General features: G+C 43.5%; 13 protein-coding genes. 7 read left to right on the forward strand and 6 right to left on the reverse strand.

Annotated features, from left to right (window positions below; all coding sequences use genetic code 11):
* The coding region (locus PN499_RS00890; RefSeq protein ID WP_272029696.1) for a tetratricopeptide repeat protein at positions 1–629 on the forward strand (629 nt) is incomplete at its 5' end.
* A gap of 97 nt (positions 630–726) precedes the next feature.
* On the opposite strand, the gene PN499_RS00895 is transcribed toward PN499_RS00890, so the two are convergent.
* The 3 genes from PN499_RS00895 to PN499_RS00905 form a co-directional block, all read right to left on the reverse strand.
* Positions 727–1356 (reverse strand): PEP-CTERM sorting domain-containing protein, encoded by a 630-nt coding sequence (locus tag PN499_RS00895; protein ID WP_272029697.1) that lies wholly within the window; start codon positions 1354–1356, stop codon positions 727–729.
* 333 nt (positions 1357–1689) lie between these two features.
* Positions 1690–3483, reverse strand: coding sequence for a ferrous iron transport protein B (gene feoB, locus PN499_RS00900; protein ID WP_272029698.1), 1794 nt, complete (start codon positions 3481–3483; stop codon positions 1690–1692).
* Entirely contained in the window at positions 3480–3731 is a 252-nt protein-coding gene (locus tag PN499_RS00905; protein WP_272029699.1) for a FeoA family protein, read from the reverse strand. The genes feoB and PN499_RS00905 overlap by 4 nt, the downstream gene beginning before the upstream one ends.
* Positions 3732–4060: 329 nt before the next feature.
* Between PN499_RS00905 and PN499_RS00910 the strand changes: the two genes are divergently transcribed.
* From PN499_RS00910 to PN499_RS00935, 6 genes are all read left to right on the forward strand, one after another.
* Positions 4061–4183: a hypothetical protein gene (locus PN499_RS00910; protein WP_272029700.1), complete on the forward strand. Its 123-nt coding sequence runs from the start codon at positions 4061–4063 to the stop codon at positions 4181–4183.
* Positions 4184–4549: 366 nt separating this feature from the next.
* Entirely contained in the window at positions 4550–4915 is a 366-nt protein-coding gene (locus PN499_RS00915; protein ID WP_272029701.1) for an ArsR/SmtB family transcription factor, read from the forward strand.
* Positions 4916–4953: 38 nt separating this feature from the next.
* Complete coding sequence (locus PN499_RS00920; protein WP_272029702.1) at positions 4954–5460, forward strand: DUF3122 domain-containing protein; 507 nt, start codon at positions 4954–4956, stop codon at positions 5458–5460.
* Between the two features lie 407 nt (positions 5461–5867).
* Positions 5868–6950, forward strand: coding sequence for a photosystem II q(b) protein (gene psbA, locus PN499_RS00925; protein ID WP_272029703.1), 1083 nt, complete (start codon positions 5868–5870; stop codon positions 6948–6950).
* 202 nt (positions 6951–7152) lie between these two features.
* Complete coding sequence (locus PN499_RS00930) at positions 7153–12093, forward strand: PAS domain-containing protein (protein ID WP_272029704.1); 4941 nt, start codon at positions 7153–7155, stop codon at positions 12091–12093.
* Positions 12094–12336: 243 nt separating this feature from the next.
* On the forward strand, positions 12337–16929 hold the full coding sequence (locus PN499_RS00935; protein ID WP_272029705.1) for a PAS domain S-box protein: 4593 nt from the start codon (positions 12337–12339) through the stop codon (positions 16927–16929).
* A 92-nt stretch (positions 16930–17021) separates the two neighbouring features.
* Here PN499_RS00935 and PN499_RS00940 read toward each other — a convergent pair whose 3' ends face one another.
* The 3 genes from PN499_RS00940 to PN499_RS00950 form a co-directional block, all read right to left on the reverse strand.
* On the reverse strand, positions 17022–18983 hold the full coding sequence (locus PN499_RS00940) for a DUF3685 domain-containing protein (RefSeq protein ID WP_272029706.1): 1962 nt from the start codon (positions 18981–18983) through the stop codon (positions 17022–17024).
* 51 nt (positions 18984–19034) lie between these two features.
* Positions 19035–21188, reverse strand: coding sequence for a hypothetical protein (locus tag PN499_RS00945; RefSeq protein WP_272029707.1), 2154 nt, complete (start codon positions 21186–21188; stop codon positions 19035–19037).
* Between the two features lie 237 nt (positions 21189–21425).
* Positions 21426–21887 carry a Fur family transcriptional regulator gene (locus PN499_RS00950; RefSeq protein ID WP_272029708.1) on the reverse strand — a complete coding sequence of 154 codons (462 nt, stop codon included), beginning with the start codon at positions 21885–21887 and terminating at the stop codon, positions 21426–21428.
* Positions 21888–22252: the final 365 nt, after the last annotated feature.

Below are 22252 nucleotides of genomic sequence, written 5' to 3' on the forward strand. Positions count from 1 at the left end.
CTACTTGGGCATCGTTGGGATATATTGAGCAAAGTCGTGGCAATTGGGAGGAAGCACAACGTCTGTATCGGCAATCTTTGGAAGTTGAGACAGAATTAGGCGATCGCTCTGGGATGGCATCTTCTTGGGGAGGGTTGGGAGATATTGAGCGCAATCGAGGCAATTGGGAGGAAGCACAACGTCTGTATCGGCAATCTTTGGAAGTAAGGACAGAATTAGGCGATCGCTCTGGGATGGCTTATATTTTAGGATGTTTGGGAGATATTGAGCGTGAACGAGATAACTGGGATGAGTCAGTACATTTATCTCAGCAGTTTTTAGACTTATGCGAACAATTAGGCGATCGCTCTGGTATCTTAATGGCGCTAGATGATTTAGGTAAAACCGAAATTCGCCGAGGCAATCTCGATAAAGCAGAGCCACTATTACTGAAAGCTTCAGAAATAGCCCAAGAGCTAGGCATGACTAAATATATTGCAGTAACTCACTACGATTTAGCACGACTTGAGCGCAAACGCAATAACACAGAATTAGCCCAACAACATTACAACACAGCCCATCAAATCTTTCAGCAATTGGGAGCCGCGAAAGACTTAGAAAGAATCGAGCGAGAATGGGAATCCGATTAGTTTTACTTAAGAAATGCCCCAGGGGGTAAGTGGAATACTCAGCTAATTTGTACTTTTGAATCGCTCTCAATTTCCACTTACCATTTACACCCTGTTTCTAGGCATTTTGCTTAGTGTGACGGCGACGAGCAGCAATCATCCCGCTAGCACCTAGTACCATACCAGCAATTGTGAAAGGTTCAGGTACAGATTCTACACCGATACCATTAACATCAAAACCATCGCGATCGCTACCAGCAGCAGATTTATCTACCAGCTTTAGGTATTGGAAAATGCCATCGAAAGTTAAGGAAGCTCCTGCCGCTGTATTATAAGCACCATCTTCAATATTCTTGATCAAACCCAGACGAGTCCAAACCCCATCTAAGCTATTACTGGCAAAAATTTCTACTTGCTCGTCATAAGCTGACTGTCGGCCATTCTTATCTCCCCAAGTAGTTTCCCAGAGTGTAACCTTGTTTGTAAATTGCGTACCGAAACTGAATATAGCAGAACCGCCTACACCTAAGCTCAAAAAGTCTTTAGTGCTGCTGTAAGCATTGAGTTGAGGAGCACCCAGAGCATTAGCCGCATTTCTTCTATAAGCTTCTTGAATGCCAACGCCTTCGTTAAATTCTTCGACGTTAGTTGCAAAAGTGAGAGAACCCGCAAGAGAAGGAGCGGCTACTAAGGCTGTTAAAGCTAAGGAAAAGGGTATCGCGATCGCGCTTTTAAGGGTAGTTTTCATAGTCCTGCCTCGTCTTCGATGGTTAGTGGTGGTTTCTTCTATGATTCCATCGTGCCACAGTTTTCCTGGGGTGAATAGTGTTGAAGCTCGACTTTACTAAATCATTATATTTTTAGCTGTTAATATAAATATTGTATGAAATTGACTATAGCGGTTATTAATTTTTCTATAAAAATAAATATCTATCTCTAGACCGTTAATCAAATTATAAGTAGGTGGACATAAATAAACGCCATCATGCCATTGTAAAGCAGACTCAACCTTTAGCATACCTTTGCGATCCCTTCGTTTCTCGCAATGATACGCAATATATTTCACCTACTTAGCCATTGATTAAAATCCTAAAGCCCTTGCACCTTGGTAGAAAATAAAACTTGCACCCCAAGCTAAAGTTACTGACCAGAGCACGGAAAGCCAAGCAAACTTGGCGCTTTTAGACTCACTTTTAAGCACCGCAATTGTGGACAGACAAGGCACATAGAGCAAAGTAAAAAGCATAAAACTATAAGCTTGTACCCAGTCTACCTGTTGCGCGATCGCACCCATCAAATCCGCATCCTCAGACTTGCCATAAATCACCGCTAAACCACCCAAAACAATCTCCTTGGCAATAAACCCAAACAGCAGCGCCACTGTTAATTGAGGATTAATCCCAATTGGGCCAAAAATAGGCTGTGTCAACTGACCAAGCATTCCCGAAAAAGTTTGAGCACTTGCAGGCGGTACGCCCGGAGGCAAATTATTCAGCGCCCAAATTGCTACTACTCCAAAGATAATAAACTTATTCGACCACTTGACAAAGTGACGAACTTCGCACCAAGAACGCAGTAACATTTGCTTAAAAGTGGGAAAGCGATAAGGCGGCAATTCTAAGACAAAAGGCTCTTTACTCTCAAATTTACCCTTGAACAAAGCCGCAGTTAAAATAGCGGCAACAAAACTCAGTAAATACAAACTAAATAACACTATGGGTGCAGTTTTAGCTGCAAATAGCGCCGTACTCATAAAGATGAATACATTCAGCCGAGCCGAACAAAGAGAAAAGGGAATTACCATCATCGTCAACAACCGCAAACCAGGCGATCGCATTACCCGCGTTCCCATAATTGCCGGGACGTTGCAGCCAAATCCCATCAACGACATCACAAAAGATCGGCCATCCAATCCCATTTTCTGCATCAAAACATCCATCAAAAATGCCGATCGCGATAAATAGCCACTATCTTCGATCACCGCCATGCAGATAAAGAACAGCAAAATCACGGGAATAAATGCCGCTACCGTCGTCATCCCAGTATAAAGACCGTCAATTAAGAAACCTCTGAATAACTCCGGTGCTCCTCCCAGCAGCGGTTCTAAAGCATTAGCTTGAATCCAATCAAAGCCCGATCCTAATAACTCCTGCATAGGGGTTCCCAGAGCATATACTGCCTGGAACATCAAAAACATGGCTGCAAAAAATATCGGCAACCCCAACACCGGATGCAGCAGTACCGCATCTAGTTTAGTTGTCCAATTTTCTTTAATTTGATGCGGGACGTGAACGGCAGCTTTTAACAAACTTCCCATCTCGTCAGCTATTTGGCGATCGCTCACTAAATGGTCATTAATCTTACCAACAGAAATTGCCTTTTCCTGACGGTTCAAACTATCAGTAATTGCTTGATAAGCAGTTGCGTAACCCTGACCGTATTTAGCACTAATTGGCATCACAGGCATCCCCAGATGCTCTGACATTTTCTGTTGGTCAATATCGACCCCAAATTTTGGCGCTTCATCTGCCATATTTAGCAGTAACACCGCTGGTACTCCCAAACATTTCACCTGCAAAGCCAGACTAATTTGGCGGTCAATTTGAGTAGCGTTGAGAATCATCAGCACTAAATGTATGGGATTATTCTCAAGAAAATTTCTTACTACTTGCTCATCTTCCGAAAAGCCGTGCAAGTCATAAATCCCTGGCAAGTCCACCATTTCCGCTGCTTCGTCGCCCAGTTGGACTTTTGCCACCATCAAGTCTACAGTAATCCCCGGCCAGTTACCAATGCTAGCATTCGCGCCGGTAATGCGGTTAAAAAAAGTTGATTTCCCTGTATTCGGCATTCCCACAACTGCAATCTGTTTCATCTAAGTTCTCCCGATTTTACGTCCGTAATTTTAATTTCCTTGGCATCGTGGCGACGAAGCATGATTTCTGTTGTCCCCACGCGGACGTGGAGTGGCCCGAAAAATGCTGCCCGCCGAATCATTAGCACTTGCCTGCTGGTGCGAAAACCCAGGGCTCGGAGCCGTTGTTGCAATCCTTCCTCAGCTTGTATTCCTGAAATAGTGGCGCTTTGACCGGGCAATAAGTGCCCTAAATGTATTGGTGACATAGTATGCAGGTGATTAGAAAGTTAATTTTTTTACTTGCTTATTGAGAATTATTTGATTCTAGCAGGCTGATTATTTGAGGGCCAACTCCAAAATCAGTGTAAGATAAGCACTTGAGGCTGATTCACCGTAAGAAGCTCCTCAATTTGTTAATAATAATTTAATCTATCTTAAGGAAGATGTACTCAAAGTCCCTAGATGATTTTATATATTCTCCTTAAATTGGCAGCACAAGAGCAGGAAAATTTGCTGGCTTCTCGGCAAAATTTAACGGATGAAGAGTTTATTAATAACCCGGCCCTCAGTAAGCCGAATTAATTTTTAAGCGCAGATGAACGCAGGAGATAGATTTTATCTGCGTGTTGAGGACATTATTTTAAACATAGATAATGTGGGTGAAATTGGCTCAAACATAGATAGTTATAGCATTGGCACTCCCCCGTTTTTACACTAAGAAATAGATAAATTACACTGCATTTTTATTAAGAAAAATTGTTCGCAAGTGCTTTTACTTCAACTCACCGATTTTTAGCCCTTTGGTGGGGGGGTCAATTTTTGTCACCCGTTCCGCCATTCCTATAATGCCCTGACGGGTGACAGCTCTCTTGACATTCCTCTAAAAGTGTGATATGCCAGTTAAACCTAGTCTCACCCCAGGCAGTGAGGAAATATTTGAGCAAAAGAAAATTTATTTCCTGCTGGATTTATAATATAACTCTATAGTAATCTGGTAAAGTTAAGGTAGTGGAACCTATGCAGTTCTCAAAAAATCACCTTTGTGAACACCTAAACTATACTTACAACACTTTTTATTAATGGCGTGCTAGAGACATCTCCCAAAACCTTAGCTCCTGTAGCAGATTATTTCAAAATCCTTTCCGAAGTTAGCCGACTTCAGGTTTTGTGCTGCCTCAAATCCGGAGCCAAAAATGTCACTGAAATCATTGAAATGACGGGACTCGGACAGGCGAATGTCTCTAAACACCTGAAAGCGATCGCGCAAATGGGTATGGTTTCTCGCACCCAAGTTGGAGTCAGTGTCTATTACGAAATTTCCGATCCGCTAATTTTTGAACTTTGTGAGTTGGTGTGTACTCGTCTGGGGGAGCGCTTAGAATACCAATCTGAGCAGTTGAAACAGCTTGAGGGTCTGCATCAAAAGCAGAAACACCGATCTCTCAAGTAGGTTTTTCATCGGTAATTAATTTTAAGAGCTCTAAAAGAATGAAAAAGCGACTGAGAGCTTTAGGTTTAACAATTGTCAGTATTTTACTGTTATTGATAGCAGTCACTATCACAATAGAGCCAGCAATGGCTTTAGTCCAAAAGATAGAAGAAGCACCAGGTCAAATCCTTTACCAAGCCCGCCATCATCTACGAGATTCTAGCGGCAACTCTTGGCAAGTAATTCTGTTTAAACAAAGTAAAACCAATCAAGCAGATAGTATCAATTTGCGATTAGTTGCTTTTCCCGATGTTGCAGAATTTGCTCACCCAAAAGATTTACAGATTGCAACAACTAACGGGCAAAATTTTACAGCAGCGGATGTTTTCGAGCGAAAAGCTCCGGCTCCTAATGTGGGACAGTACGATTTGAGTCCCTTTCTGAACAAATTGCCAGAAGGTTATGCTCTCAAACTTTCATTGCCACTCGTTGATGGGCAATCTCTAATTCTAAATATTCCCCCTTCTTGGGTAGAAGAATGGCAACAAGTTGCACAAGCAGCTTAAAAAGTTAATTTGCCATTGAGAAAATTCATAATTGCGGGTAATAGGTACTTCTCTATTGCTAAGTTTTGACATGACTTCCCTGTACTCGCAATCGCAATCATAGGAGTTAGGTATGGGGCCCTAGAAACCGGGTTTTTGAGAGAATCTGTGGGTAATAACGAAGTATTTTCGTCAAAAAACCCGCTTTCTTTGGTTGGGTGCGTAAGTCCTGAATTACATAATTGCGTTTTTCGAGTTTGAAGACCTAAAACCCCTGTAAATCAGGGATTTTAGACATCAAAAATAAATTTTACTGTAAAAGCTTGACAAGCATATAACTAATTAGTTATAAAGTAAGTGTCTGCGGAAACACTCGATCCCAGTGTCTCCCAGACCTCCTCATTAATTTTCAAGGAGATATAATCGCAATGACAACTACTTTAAGCAGACCCATAGGAGATAACCTATGGTCTCGGTTCTGTAACTGGATTACTAGCACAGAAAATCGGCTTTATATTGGCTGGTTTGGCGTGTTAATGGTTCCTACAATCTTAACTGCCACTATCGTTTTTATCCTGGCCTTTATTGCTGCCCCTCCCGTCGATTTAGATGGCATCCGCGAGCCAGTTTCCGGTTCTCTACTTTACGGGAACAACATCATTACTGGTACCATTGTGCCGACTTCTGCGGCTATTGGTTTACACCTTTACCCTTTATGGGAAGCAGCTTCTATTGACGAATGGCTTTACAATGGCGGCCCTTATCAGCTAATTATCCTGCACTTTTTAATCGGCATTTACGCTTACATGGGTCGCGAGTGGGAGCTCAGCTACAGATTAGGAATGCGCCCCTGGATTGCAGTTGCTTATTCTGCGCCTGTTGCTGCTGCAACTGCCGTTCTTTTAATCTATCCCATCGGGCAAGGCAGCTTTTCTGATGGTTTAATGCTGGGTATTTCTGGAACTTTCAACTTTATGATTGTGTTCCAAGCTGAGCATAACATTCTCATGCACCCCTTCCATCAATTAGGTGTAATTGGTGTCTTTGGTGGTTCGCTATTTGCCGCCATGCACGGCAGTTTGGTAACTTCTTCTCTGTTGCGAGAAACAACTGAAAACGAATCGGCTAATACAGGTTATAAGTTTGGACAAGAGCAAGAAACTTATAACATTGTTGCAGCTCACGGCTATTTCGGACGCTTAATTTTCCAATATGCCAGCTTCAACAACTCTCGCTCTTTGCACTTCTTTTTAGCTGCTTGGCCAGTTGTAGGTATTTGGTTCGCAGCTTTGGGAATTTCCACAATGGCTTTTAACCTGAACGGGTTTAATTTTAACGAGTCAATTCTTGACAATCAAGGACGACCGATTAACACCTGGGCGGATATTATTAACCGCGCTAATTTGGGGATTGAAGTCATCCACGAGCGCAATGCTCATAACTTCCCTCTGGATTTAGCTGCTAGTGAGTTCTTGCCTGTTGCTATGAACGCTCCTGCTATTCATGGCTAGTTTGGTTGCACTCTGAACAACTCCCTAGAAACCGGATTTCTTTAAGAAACCCGGTTTCTAATTTTGCAGAAAATATTACCTAAAATTTATTTGTCTTTACCAAATCTACACAGAGGAGCGCAGATACCCTTGACCAGCACAAGAGGCGGTGGACTATACTTGACTGGTATAACAAAGTTTTTATTAAACCAATTCACGGTCTATGTCATCCCCCCTAGGCTACGACCCTCTGCTGGATCTCTCGATTGATGAAGAAGATTTTGCTCAGCAATCTCTGAGAGACCGCCAATTACGGACGCTTTTTGAGATGGCGCTAGATGGGATGGCGATCGCAGATGACCAAGGGCGTTACCTAGATGTCAACCCCGCCGCCTGTGAATTGTTTGGACTAAAGAGAGAGGAACTTCTCGGACGCTGCATCTTTGAGTTTGCGGAACCGGGGTTTAATTTCCAACAAGCATGGCAAGAATTTCAGCAACAAGAGAAAGTGCGCGGTGAGTTCCGCTTGGTGCGGGCCGATGGGGATATTCGGATAGTGGAATTTGCTGCTACGGCTAACTTCTTACCGCACCGCCACTTATCTGTAATGCGAGACATTACACAGAGTAAACGAGCAGAGGCACGAGTCCAAGAACTGACACAACAGCTAGAGCGGCAAGTTTGCGAACCTGTCAGCGAACTAGAACAAACCCAAGCTCAATTACGGGAATCTCAGCAACGACTGGAAAGCATTTTGAATTCCGTTGAGGGAGTGGTGTGGTCAATTCACCCGGAAACCTATGAGACGATTTACATTAACCCCGCCGTAGAACAAATATTTGGCTGTTCGGTGGCAGAGTTTTTTTCTAACCCTAATCTGTGGTTTGAAATCATTCATCCCAACGATCGAGATAAGATTGCAAATGCTTTCGTCAGACTCAAAGAGAAGGGGAAAACTCGAACAGAATATCGCATTATTCGCCGCGACGGACAGGTGCGCTGGTTGTCTGTTAACTCTTATTTGGTCTATGACGAAACCGGAAAACCGATTCGCATTGATGGGATTACTACAGATATTAGCGATCGCATTGAGTCACAAAGCCGCCTAGAGCAAATTGCCCGCCATATCCCCGGAGCTATTTATCAGTTTCGTCAACGCTCTGATGGTAGTTTCCATTTTCCCTACTCCAGCGAGGGAATTCGAGAAATTTGTGGCGTTTCCCCAGAAGAAGTGCGCGAAGATGCTTCTCCAGCTTTTGGTGCTATCCACCCAGATGACTGCGATCGCGTCACTCAATCCCTGCTCGAATCCGCCTCACACCTGACCCCTTGGTATTGCGAATATCGAGCTTGTTTACCCGATGAGCGGATGCTGTGGTTAGTTGGTAATGCTACACCTCAGCGAGAACCCGATGGCAGTACCTTATGGCATGGCTATATTCGGGATATCACAGACAGCAAAAGTGCTGAAGCTCACAATCAACGTCTGCTTGCCATTCTGGAAATCACGCCAGATTTGATTGGAACTGCTGATGTGACTGGTCAAACTCTTTACCTCAATCGATCTTGGCGAAATTTGCTCGATATTAATAATAATGCAGCGATCGCAGGTATGGAAATCTCCAACGTTCATCCAGAGTGGGCGTTAGATATTGTATTAAATCAGGGTTTGCCGGAAGCAGCACATTCTGGCAGTTGGTATGGTGAGACGGCAATACTAGATCCGACAGGACGTGAAATTCCTGTTTCTCAATTAATCCTAGCTCACAAATCGACAGAGGAAAAAGTGGAATACTTTTCCACAATCATTCGGGATATCACAGAAAGCAAAGCCATAGAACTAGCTTTACGAATTAGTGAAAATAAATTTCGCAGCATCATTGAAAATCTCAATGATATGGTTTATATTATCAACCCCGATACCACATTTAGCTATGTCAGTCCCCAGTTCAAGGAAGTTATGGGATATGAACTAGCAAACTTCTTAGATGCGTCTTTTTCTCATTGGATTTATCCAGAAGATTTAGCAATTTGTGTAGATGCCGTAGATCGCTCTTTACAAGGTGAGAAACTGCGGGGAATTGAATACCGATTTTTACATCAAGATGGTAACTATTACTGGCACTCTTCCAATGTATCAGCCCTGCGAGATTATGATGGGCAAGTGGTTGCTTGTTTGGGAATAGCCCGTTATATCCACGATCGCAAACAAGCAGAAATCGCTTTGCAAGAAAGTAATAGCCGCTGGCAGTTAGCCCTAGAAGGAGCGGGAGATGGTACTTGGGATTGGAACATCAAAACTAATGAAATGAACTTTTCTCGGCAGTGGAAAGCGATGCTGGGCTACGCAGAAGATGAAATTCCCAATGCTTTAGAAGAGTGGCAAAGTCGGGTACATCCAGAGGATAAAGCCCAATGCAATGAAGATTTTTCCAAACACCTCAAGGGCGAAACCTCTGCTTATCGCAATGAACATCGCTTGCGTTGTAAAGATGGTTCTTACAAGTGGATTCTAGATCGCGGTCAGGTGGTGGAATGGGACAAAGAAGGTCAACCTTTGCGGTTTATTGGCACTCATTGCGATATTAGCGATCGCAAAGCTGCCGAAAAAAACCTACGTCAAAACGAGCAAAAATATCATCAGATTCTAGATGCCCTTACGGAGATGGTGTTAGTCAAAGGCCCTCAATCTCGCATTGTCTGGGCAAACAAGGCATTCCGAGACTATTACGGTCTGACCAACGAGCAACTCAGAGATATGATTGATGCTCCCTTTAATGAACCAGACTATACGCTGCAATACATTCGCGATGATGCTTATGTGTTTGAGACTGGGAAAACCCTGGAAATTGAGGAACCTGTCACCCGTTACGATGGCAAGGTGCAGATGTTCAACACCATTAAGTCAGTTATTCGGAACGAAGTAGGCGAGACAATCTTAACAGTGGGCGTATCTCGCGATATTAGCGATCGCAAAGCTGCCGAAATTGCCCAACAACAACTTACTAGAAAACTAGAAGAAGCACAACGAGTCGCTCATATTGGCAATTGGTCTTTTGACCTAGCTACGCAAAAAATTACTTGGTCTGCGGAGTTATTTCGGATTTTTGGGATAAATCCCGAACAGGGAGAACCAACTTTTGAAGAGACGATCGAAAAATATTATCCCGAAGATCGGGAATTATTCATAAGTTGCATTCAAGCAGCAAGCGAGCAAGGAATTCCCCAAAACTTTGACATTCGGATCTGCCGAGCGGATGGTGCAGTCCGCTATATCAATAATCGCATGGAAATCGAACGCCACGATCGAAAAATTGTCAGTTTGTTTGGGACAGTAATGGATATTACCGATCGCAAAGAAGCTGAAACAGAACTGAACAAAATATCTGAGCGTTTATCCTTAGCACTCAAGTCCGGGGGAATTGGCTGTTGGGAATGGGACTTAGCACACAACACCCTCTTTTGGGACGAGCGGATGTACGAACTATATGGCGTAACTAAGAACTCTGATTCCAGATTAGCTTACGACATTTGGAGGCAAGGGCTACATCCTGATGACCGAGAGGCCTGCGAAACATTAATCCACCAAGCTGTCTTGGGACAAGCAGAATACGATCCTGAATTTCGTGTTATTGATCCTGATGGCAGTATCCATTTCATTAAAGCATTCGGTCTAGTTCGCCGCGATGCCGAGGGCAATCCGCAAAAAATGATTGGGGTTAACTTTGATATTACCGATCGCAAACGCCAAGAACAAGCTCTCCGGTTAATTGTCGAAGGTACGGCGGCGAAAACAGGCGAAGAATTCTTCAAAAGTTGCGTTCAATATCTCGCCCAAGTCTTAGGAGTGCGTTATGCTGCGATCGCTGAATTTGCTAACCCCGAAAAATCAATCGTGCAAACTTTAGCATTTTGGGCCGGAGACAACTTTGGCGATAATTTTACTTGCAATTTAGCCGGGACAGCCTGTAAAAATACACCCTGTAAAAATATTGATAACGATGGTGAGGTATGTCGCTATCCAAATTCTGTAGATTGTTTGTTTCCTCAAGATGATACTTTAGTCACACTTCAAACGCAAAGTTATGCTGGTTTACCGATTATAGATGCTGCTGGTAATCGTTTGGGATTATTGGAGGTGATGGACACTAAGCCGATGGAAAAAGATTTAGAAATGCAGTCAGCAATTTTGAAAATCTTTGCTACTCGTGCTGGTGCGGAAATGGAGCGGATACAAGCGGAAGCCGCAGTCCGTCGCTCGGAAATTCAACTGCGGCAACAAACTGAAGAATTAGAAATCACTCTTAAAAAATTGCAAAATACTCAGACTCAGTTAATTCAAGCCGAAAAAATGTCAAGTTTGGGGCAATTAGTAGCGGGAGTCGCCCATGAAATTAACAATCCCGTGAGTTTTATTTATAGCAATATTAAACCTGCTAGTGATTATGCTAGTGACTTAATTAAGTTAATTCACCTTTATCAAGAGTATTATCCGAGTCCCCCTGCCGCGATTTCTAATTTGACAGAAGATATCGAATTTGAGTATCTAGTAAGTGATTTTTCTAATTTGCTGGAATCGATGAAAACGGGAGCTACGCGGATCGGGGATATTGTTAAGTCTCTGCGGACATTTTCGCGCTTGGATGAAGCAGATTTTAAAGAAATAGATATTCATGAAAATATCGATAGCACCTTAGTTATTTTACAAAATCGCTTGAATGGTCGGGCGGGAAAACCAGAGATTCCTATCATCCTGAATTATGGGAACTTACCTCTGGTTGAATGTTATGGTGGTTTATTAAATCAGGTATTTATGAATTTGTTAGTCAATGCTATTGATGCAATTGAACAACAACGAGACAGCCTAGAGGCAAGAGAGATATCGGATTATATTGGCTGCATTACCATTACCACTTCTATCTATTTAGAAAATCAGGTTGTCATTTCTATTCAAGATAATGGTTGTGGGATGAGTCCCCAAATTCAAGAAAAAATATTCAATCCATTTTTTACTACTAAACCTGTCGGGAAAGGAACTGGTATGGGGTTAGCAACTAGCTATCAAATTGTGAAGGAGAATCATCAGGGTTATTTGCGGTGTTTTTCTACAGTTGGCAAAGGGACTGAGTTTAGGATTGAGTTGCCGATTTGCCAGGAGAAATAAGCAATTTATTACCGCATACACAGAGTTAGCTATTAATCTAGGGGGATTGGCTTAAGCAGTCCCCTATCTTCCCAATCTACATCTTTCTTAATATTAAGAATTGCTTGATTAATAGCTCCTCCCTCATCCTCTACTGCCTCCTCTATGGTTCCTTAAAGAAAAGTGTAGTACACAAATTATTTAGGATTGCTAGTGTATCGTTAGATTAGATCGAAAAGTTTATATTAAACCAATTAAAAATATATGTCATTCCCACTAAATTACGAGCCTAGCCTCGATCGGCCAATTGATGAATCAGATCCGGCCCAGCAGTCCCTAAGAGATCGTCAATTGCGGGCGCTTTTTGAAACTACCCTAGATGCGATCGCGATCGCAGATGACGGAGGGCGTTATGTAGATCTCAACCCCGCCGCCTGTGAATTATTGGGTCTAGAGAAAAACGAAATTTTGGGACGCTGCATCTCTGACTTTCTGGAACCGGGATTTAATTTCCAAGCACTATGGCAACAGTTTCAACAACCGGAAAAAGTCAGGGGTGAGATCCGATTAGTGCGCCCGGATGGGGATATCCGCATAGTCGAATATGCCACAACAGCTAACTTTTTACCCCACCGCCATCTATCAGTAATGCGAGACATTACGCAGAGTAAACGAGCCGAGTCACAAGTTCGCGAACTTACCCGCAAACTTGAACAAACCCAAGCTCAATTAAGGGAAAATGGCATTGATTCTGCAAATATATCTACCCCCACAGAGTATCATCGCCTAGAGCAAATTGCTCGCCACATTCCCGGAGTTATTTATCAGTTTCGTCAACGTCCTGATGGCACTTTTCATTTTCCCTACTCCAGCGATGGGATACGAGAGATTTATGGCATTTCCCCAGAAGAAGTGACCGACGATGCTTCTAAAGCTTTTGGGGCTATTCACCCAGATGACCTCGATTCCGTCACTCAATCCATTCTCGAATCCGCCTCACACCTGACCCCTTGGTATTGCGAATATCGAAGTTGTTTACCCGATGGGCGGATGCTGTGGTTAGTTGGTAATGCTACACCTGAGCCAGAAGCCGATGGCAGTACCTTATGGCATGGTTATATTCGGGATATTAGCGATCGCAAAAGTCGTGAAATCGCCCTCCATGAATCAGAAACTAAATTCTCAACTATTTTTCATAACAGTCCCGATCCCGCTTGGATTGCCACACTCACAGAAGGACGTTGTTTGAATGTAAATGAAAGTCTGTGTGAGTTATTAGAGAGGACGCACACAGACATCATCGGGAAAACCTGTGTAGAAATCGAACTTTGGGACGATCTTAAGGATTTGCACCACTTCCGACACACCTTAGTTCGGGAAAGAAGAATCCAAAATTTTGAAGTAGTGATTCGCACTTCCTCAAGACAAGCTAAGACGGTTTTAATATCCGCTACGGTAGAACGGCTGGAGGGACAGGTTTGCGTAATTGGTATGCTCAAGGATATTAGCGATCGCAAACAAGCTGAAAAAAGCCTACGTCAAAACGAACAAAAGTATCATCAAATTCTAGATGCCATTACTGATATGGTGCTGGTCAAAGGTCCTCAATCTCGCATTGTCTGGGCAAACAAGGCATTCCGAGACTATTACGGTCTGACTAACGAGCAACTCAGAGATATGATTGATGCTCCCTTTAATGAACCAGACTATACGCTGCAATACATTCGCGATGATGCTTATGTGTTTGAGACTGGGAAAACCTTGGAAATTGAGGAACCTGTTACCCGTTATGATGGCAAGGTGCAGATGTTCAACACCATTAAGTCAGTTATTCGGAACGAAGTAGGCGAGACCATCTTAACAGTAGGCGTATCTCGCGATATTACCGATCGCAAACAAGCAGATATAGAAAACTGGCAGATGCAGAACTTCCTCAACTCGATTATTGAAAATATTCCCAATATGCTCTTTGTCAAAGATGCCGAGAATCTTCAATTTTTGCGCTTTAACAAGGCTGGTGAAGAACTACTTGGCTATCCTAAAGAAGCATTATTAGGAAAAAGTGACTATGACTTTTTCCCGCCCGCAGAAGCAGATTTTTTCATAGCCAAAGATCGACAAGTTTTGGCCAATGGCAAGGTTTTAGATATTCCTGAAGAACAGATTCAAACCAATCATCAAGGCACTCGAATTCTACATACAAGAAAAATCCCCATCCTTGATGAAGTTGGGAATCCTAAATACTTACTAGGGATCTCGGAAGATATTACTGAGCGCAAAGAAGCTGAAGCCAAGCTCATCGAAATCACTCAACTACAGCAAGCAATTTTAGACGGTGCTAACTATACAATCATTTCTACGGATATTCATGGCATCATCAAAACCATTAATGCTGCCGCCCAAAGATTTTTGGGATATTCATCAGCCGAATTAATAGGCAAAGCTACACCAGCAATTTTTCACGATTTAGAAGAAGTCAAACAACGTGCAGCCGAACTGAGCGCAGAACTTGGCAAACCCATTTCTCCGGGATTTGAAGTATTTGTTGCTAAGGCGCGTTTGGGAATAATTGACGAACATGAATGGTCTTATATTCGTAAAGATGGTTCTCGTTTTCCCGTACAAGTTTCCGTAACTGCATTGCGCGATGAAGAAGGTACAATTACGGGATTTTTGGGGATAGCAAGTGATATTACGGCTCGCAAAGAAGCTGAAGCCAAAGTGAAAGAAATATCGGAGCGTTTATCATTATCACTCAAGTCTGGGGGAATTGGCTGTTGGGAATGGGACATCGTACACAATAGCCTCTTTTGGGACGAACGGATGTACGAGCTATATGGCGTAACCAAAAACTATAACACCAGATTAGCTTACGAAATTTGGAGGCAGGGGGTACATCCTGATGACCGAGATGCTGCCCAAACATTAGGCCGCCAAGCTATCTTGGGACAAGCAGAATACGATACTGAATTTCGTGTGATTCATCCTGATGGCAGTCTCCATTTCATTAAAGCATTCGGTCTAGTTCGCCGCGATGCCGAGGGCAATCCTCAAAAAATGATTGGGGTTAACTTTGATATCAGCGATCGCAAACAAGCTGAAATAGAATTAGCCTCTTCTCAAGCAGAATTAATGGCCCTATTTAACGCCATACAGGATGTAATTATTGTCCTGAATGCAGAGGGGCGCTATCTAAAAATTGCTCCCAGTTCTGCGCCTCTATTATACCAACCTTCACAAGAAATTTTAGGCAAAACTCTGCACGAATTACTACCCAAAGATGCCGCAGATTTATTCCTCAACACTATTCATCAAGCCATTATTAATCAATCCCTGATGCAGTTGGAATACTCATTACCTATAGAGGATCGCTTAATTTGGTTTGATGGGAGAATTTCTCCTATGTCTGAAGATCGAGTTGTTTTGGTAGCAAGAGATATTAGCGAACGCAAACGTCAAGAACAATCTCTGCGCTTAATTGTCGAGGGTACGGCGGCTAAAACTGGTGAAGAATTCTTTCAAAGTTGCGTTCAATATATTGCCCAGGTATTAGAAGTTCGTTATGCTTTCATCGCTGAATTTATTGACTCAGAAAAATTGAGTGCAAAAACTCTAGCATTTTGGGCAGTAGACGACTTTGGCGATAATTTTACTTACAATCTAGCCGGGGCCCCCTGTGAGAATGTTTATTCTCAAGCGGATTTTTGCCTATACCAAAATTCAGTTCAGTTACTTTTTCCTGAAGATACTGATTTAGTCGCTCTCCAAGCTGAAAGTTATGCTGGTTTGCCGATTATGGATGCTGCTGGTAATCCTTTGGGATTGCTGGCAGTTTTAGACACTAAGCCAATGGTGCAAGATATAGAAATGCAGTCAGCAATCTTAAGAATCTTTGCCACTCGTGCTGGTGCAGAAATAGAGCGGATAAAGGCGGAAGCAGCAGTACGTCAATCAGAAATTCAACTACGGCTGCAATCTGAAGAATTAACCACAACCCTCAAAAAGTTGCAAAATACCCAAACTCAGTTAATTCAAGCCGAAAAAATGTCAAGTTTGGGGCAGTTAGTAGCGGGTATTGCCCATGAAATTAATAACCCTGTAAGTTTTATTTATGGCAATCTTCAACCCGCCACTGATTATGCTAGTTACTTAATTGAGCTAATTCGACTCTACCAACACCATTATCCGAGTCCATCGCCAACGATTTCTAAATTTATAGAAGATATTGAGCTTGAGTATCTGGTAAGTGATTTTTCTAACTTGCTGGAATCAATGAAAACTGGAGCCACGCGCATCAGTGATATTGTTAAGTCTCTGCGAACATTTTCGCGCTTGGATGAAGCCGAGTTAAAACCAATAGATATTCACGAAAATATCGAGAGTACGTTAATTATTTTACAAAATCGCTTGAATAGGTCTGCCGAACAAAAAGAAATTTCTGTACTCAAGAACTATGGAACTTTACCCTTAATTGAATGTTATGGCGGTTTGTTAAATCAGGTGTTTCTAAATTTGTTAGTTAATGCTATTGATGCGATTGAACAAAAGCAAGAAAGCCTAAATTCAGTGGAAAAAGTAGATTATGTTCCTAAGATTATAATTACTACTTCTATTGTTGCCAAAAATCAGCTTTCGATCTCTATTCAAGATAATGGTTGTGGAATGAGTCCTCAAGTTCAAGAAAAAATATTTAATCCCTTTTTTACTACTAAACCTGTCGGCAAAGGTACGGGTATGGGGTTAGCAACTAGCTATCAAATTGTGACAGATAACCATCAAGGTAATTTACGGTGTTGTTCTACACTCGGAAAAGGGACTAAGTTTAGGATTGAGTTGCCGATTTGCGAGCAAAAGTAATACCAATAAGACTTACGCATAAACAACTTATTACTAATAAAAAGCCCCAAACTTCGGAAAAAATCAGGGCAAGAATTGAGAAAATTGAAAAGTTAGTCGCCCTTTTTTTCCCACTTACTATCTTGCAAAGAATTGCCTACCCCCTGAAGAATTCCCCGTCCTACCAAACCAATTCCTCGTCCAATAACTTGCGTCAGTAGATAGACAACTCCCGTGCCCAAAAAAGCGATAATTGCTCGCAGGCGAGGAGCGATCGCATCCCTCAATTCTAACACCAGTGTCACCACCAATTGCACGCCAGAAAGTTGCGCTAACTCCTGATTTCTAGGAGAATAAATTGATGTTTTCTGAATTCCTATTTCATTCAATGTCAACATTAAAAATCGGCTTTCAAAAATTGCCTGCGGCTCCCAAAATAACTTTTGCATTCGATATTTCCAAGACAAATTATTCCGAAATTTCTCAATCTCTCGCGTAGAAATCAACTGGCGATCGTAAAATTTTTGTTTTATTTCTTCTAAATCGGCAAAATTATTTAATAGCGGTTGCACCACCCCGTTAGCCAGTTGAATCACTAAATTTTCCAGCATTACTTGCGCTCTTACCATAGCTTCTGGGCTACCCGCTGAGCAGGAAATATTATCAATTATCAGCGGAGTTTGATATAGTAAATGAGCAAAACATTCCACTACCAGCGGAATTTTATCAAGAATTGCAGTCTCAACCAGTTGAGTCTCTTGCAACAACACTGGTACAACTTCTATTCGCTCTTGTTTATCGGAAAATAGTAAGGAAGAAGGAGGAAGAACAAAAGAGGGATTTTCCCCCATATCGCTCCTTTTTTGTAGGGTCAATTCTCCTGTATTTCTCACCTCCCCAACATTTCCTTCCTCTATCCGTAAGGTATAATATTTCCCAAAGAAATCTGCGAGCGTCTCTTGCCATAAATCTCGGACAATACTCGAACGCTTTTCTGATAATTGCTGCAACTCGACTTGGGAAAAGCGCAATTCATCAAGTATATTTTGTAATTTGCGTAAGATTATATACATCAAGTCCTGTTTCTTATTTAACCGGAAGATATCTATTTCCAGAGGTAGACCAGTTAAGTTAACTAAACCTGATTCTAATTTCGCCGCTACTGCTTTAAATAAAGCGGCTTGTAAATCATTTGTGGCTGAAAACTGAGGAGATAATTCTGAATTGCTAATTGCAGTAGGTAAGTTGGGAATTGGTGAGGGGGAATTAGTGGTTTTGTTGTTAGTTATTCTGTTGCTAATTTCCTCCCGATGTTCTCTAACTTTCTGTTGCCGATCGGTCGGTAATAGCTGACTAACCAGCCAACGAGCAGCTAACAATTCACGGCGGCGACCGCTGAGTAAAACCCAATCGCTCAGAGAGGCAAAATCTTCTTTTTGTAACAGTCTAGCATCTTGTAATTGTGTGTTTACTTCCGCGATCGCAGTATCAATTTGCCGCATTCCCGATCGGGAAAGATGAGCAATTAACTTTCGATACAGAGAGTCTCTGGAGAAAGCAGAATTGGGATAGAGTTCGCTCTGTTCCTCTACCTGCACTGAATCACGTAAAGGAATATTGCCCTCGTTTTCTTGTTCTTGCGATCGCTCTGGCCAATAGCTTTCACCAGATGCTACTAAGCGAATAGCTGCTACGAGCTCCGCAACTGCGATCGCTTTTGGGCAATAGCCATCGACACCCGCCTGCTTTGCTCTTGCCAAAAGAGCAGGTGTACTATTTCCCACCAGTAGCAATAATGGTAAGTTGGGGTACTGCGTTTTGAGCTGCTCACACAGTGTCATCCCCAGAGAAAAATCTTGCTCATTAACCTCTGAGAGCAAAATCTGCCCGTCTAAAATCCAAATTACCACATCGGGAGTGTTTTCATCGCCAAGAGCAGCGATCGCATTCACAGCCTCAGTCCCAGACTCCACCTCTGCGATCGCACCCAAGTCAGGGTACTGTTCGCAAGCGACCCGCAGACCCAGCCGGAAGATGGGGTCGCCTTCAATCACCAACAATTGCAAATTGGTCATAAGTAGAAGGAAGAAGGATTAGTTAACTGTTAACTGTTAACTGTTAACTGTTTATTCAGGAAGTAAATTACCATCGGGAGATGCGGGAGGTTCAGCAGGAGCAGGTACTTCCTGAGCAGGCGGAGCCGGTTCTGGTTCAGGTGGCGGCGCATATTCCTCTTGTGGTGGCGGCGGTGAATATTCTTCTTGTGGCGGTGGCGAATATTCCTCTTGTGGTGGGGGTGAATATTCCTCTTGAGCAGGAGGGGAATAAGGCTCCTGTGGTCGAGCGGGAGGCTCCTGTGGTTGAGCGGGAGGCTCCTGTTGTTGAACAGGAGGCTCCTGTTGTTGAGCAGGAGGGGAATAAGGCTCCTGTGGCGACGCAGGTTCACTATATTGAGCAGCCGGTTCCGCCGCAGGCGGAGGAGCAGAGATCGCATCGCGTTCTGCGGCCCAGCGAGCGATCGCACCTTGGGCTTCCGAGTAGAGCGTGCGACCATAGCCAATCTGAGCAGCCATACTGATTGCCGCGCTCAGGCTTCCTTGAGCTGCCAACTCAGATGCTTGAGTGAGAATAGGTCTGTCTTGGGCGATTTGCAGTTGGGAAACCCATTGAGAGATATTGGCTTGAGCTTGAGCATATAGCGCCCGATTGTTCTTAATCTGGGAAGCTTGCTCAATAGCCTCAGCCAGCTTGCCCAGCTTAGCCAAAGCTTGCGCCTGATTTAACAGGGGTTGGTCTTCGACTATTTGAATACTTTTCGTCCACTGCGCGATTAGGGTTTGCGCCTCTATCCGTAGGGGACGGCCTTGAGCCACCATCCTCGCTTGCGCGATCGCGGCATTCAACCCTTCAGCAGTTCCCGGCGCTGCTAACTGCCTGGCCATCAAAACGTATGGCTGGTCTTCAATACGAAGGATTTCTTTGCGCCAGTAAGCTACCAAAGTTTGGGCATGAACCCGCCTCGGTTTGCCGGGATCGATAGTTTGGGCTTGGTCAATAGCGAGTTGGAACGCGATCGGTTGACCAAAACTGGCGATCGTGCTCGCCATTTGCAGCCGCAGCAAATCTTGAAACTGTACCTCTAAGTCCTTAATTTGATCTTGAGCTTGTTTGTAAAGAGGGCGATCGGGGGCAATTTGAGCCGCTGCCGCTTGCCCTTCTAACAGTGCAAAAATATGTTGTGGCAGTGGCGTACCGATCGACTGATTCCACGTAACAGCCTGAGCGCGACCTAGCTGCATCAAATCTTGAGCTTCAGCATAGAGAGCAGAATCCGCCGGAATTAAATTAGCAGCCGCGATCGCCCCATCCAGGTTTTTTTCCTGCAACCGCTGACGCGCTATACCTAGCAAAGCGCGGCTCCAGCTTACAATCTGGGCTTCTCCCTTCGTATAGGCAAAAAGCTTCTTCCCGATTTTGCCAGCTAAAGCGATCGCCTCTCCCAAGTTCTCAAGACCTCCCTCAGCGGCTAACTCCTTAGCTTCTCGGAGGCGCTGCCAACCTTGCCTTTCCAGCGTAATTTGCTCTACAAGCTCATTAAAGCGTTTTTGGCCCCAAAAAATATTGTCCAATTTAAACAGAGCTTGAGCGTACTCCGAAGCTTTCCTCAAATCCTCTGCCTTCAAAGCTTCTTGCGCTTTGTCATAGAGCTTTTGGCCCTCCTCCCAATTATTCTGCCACCCAGCAACAGCCGTTTCCACTTCCGAGTAAGCTGGGCTACTTTTGGGAATTTTACCTACAATCTCCAGAGCTCCCTGCAAGTCTCCCGCTTCAATTTTCGCAGTTGCCAGCCCCAAAATAGCTTTCGACCATTCCCCAGTAAGTTGTAGAGATTGTTCGTGAAGAGGATGCTCCGGCGGCCAACTTTCAACCAAAGCCAAAGCTTCTAATATTTGCTCCAACTTCCCAGAGTTAGCTGCTTGCTGAGCGCAATAGAGCCTTTCCCCATCCGCTGCCACAGGGGATAGCTGCTGGCAGTTAGGCGGTGGCTGCACGGCGAGCAACCACAGAAGTGCACCGGCACCAGTTACACCAAATGCCAACAAGACAGCCAACCACATCAATTGCCATTGCCAAAAACCTCTTTTGCCGCCTTTCGCTTTGCCTCTAGAGGCAGACGAATCTAAAAACTCGTCGGCTGTCTTTAAATCGGCCTGCGAATTTGGGGATGGGTTGTACCTTGCTGGTGGTTTGGGGAATTTGTCAGATTGTCGTCTTGCCATTACTTCAGCCTGTCCTGTAATGCTCTATAGAGCTTAACCCAATTGGGAGGTATACAGCTTACCAAGGAATCGAAGATTGTGAAGAAATAAGAAGAGTTTTGAGCTTTAAGTTTGTTTTAAGTTTTGAGATTGCTTCATTACTTCATTGCACTCGCAACGCTAACCCCTACAAATAAGCTACCCCAAAACGGTTTTAAGGCTACAAGAGTAGTAATGCCCCCGCTCCCCTATCCTGCTTTAAGAAGCTTTTGGCGTATCATTTTCAGGCTGTGCGATCGCAGCATCAGGTAAACGGTAGCCGAAAAAGTCGATCCGATAATCCGCGATCCGAACGCCAGTTTGCTGTTCGATTTGCTCAATTAACTCTTTAGGCAATTCTACGTGAACGTCTAGGATTTGTTCGGTATCAAGACAGTTGACGTGAGAATGGGAGTCACTGACATTACCGTACAACCGCCCCTCCGAACGCTCAATGCACTCAATAATTCCCTCTCTTGAGAGCGCTTCTAAATTTTGATATACAGAAGTATGACCGATCGCCTTACCTTGCTGATTTAAGCGATCGTAAATTTCACGAGCTGAGAGGTGTTCCCTTGCTTGCCAGAGCAGTTCAAGTATAAAGCGGCGCTGGCGGCTCAGACGCATACCCATTGTCTGACAGCGGTTCAAAGCATCTTCTAAAGAACGAATTGGTTTCACGACCGTCGCCTCATTTTGCCTGCTCAATGTGGGATTCCGGTGCAATGTAATGGACACGGACTCTCTTAAACTTAATTCTATCTTAAGACTATGGACTCTTCCCACGCAGGGTCAGGAAGATGGGGAAGATGGGGGGAGCAACTTAATTAATTAAAAATTAAAAATGCAAAATTAAAAAAATGCAAAATTAAAAGTTACAATTTTTAATTTTTAATTTTTAATTTTTAATTTTAATTAATCGGAGGGGAGGATGAGGAGAATTTGGCTTTTCTTGTGCGTTAGGATTCAGCTAATGTCTTCAACCTTCTCTCGTCGAAGACTAATAAATCCTTTTGCCTTCCCGCTCCCCTGCTCAAGAGCTGCCC

Origin of the sequence: Kamptonema animale CS-326 (genome assembly GCF_028330895.1) — a bacterium.
GTDB lineage: Bacteria > Cyanobacteriota > Cyanobacteriia > Cyanobacteriales > Microcoleaceae > Kamptonema > Kamptonema formosum.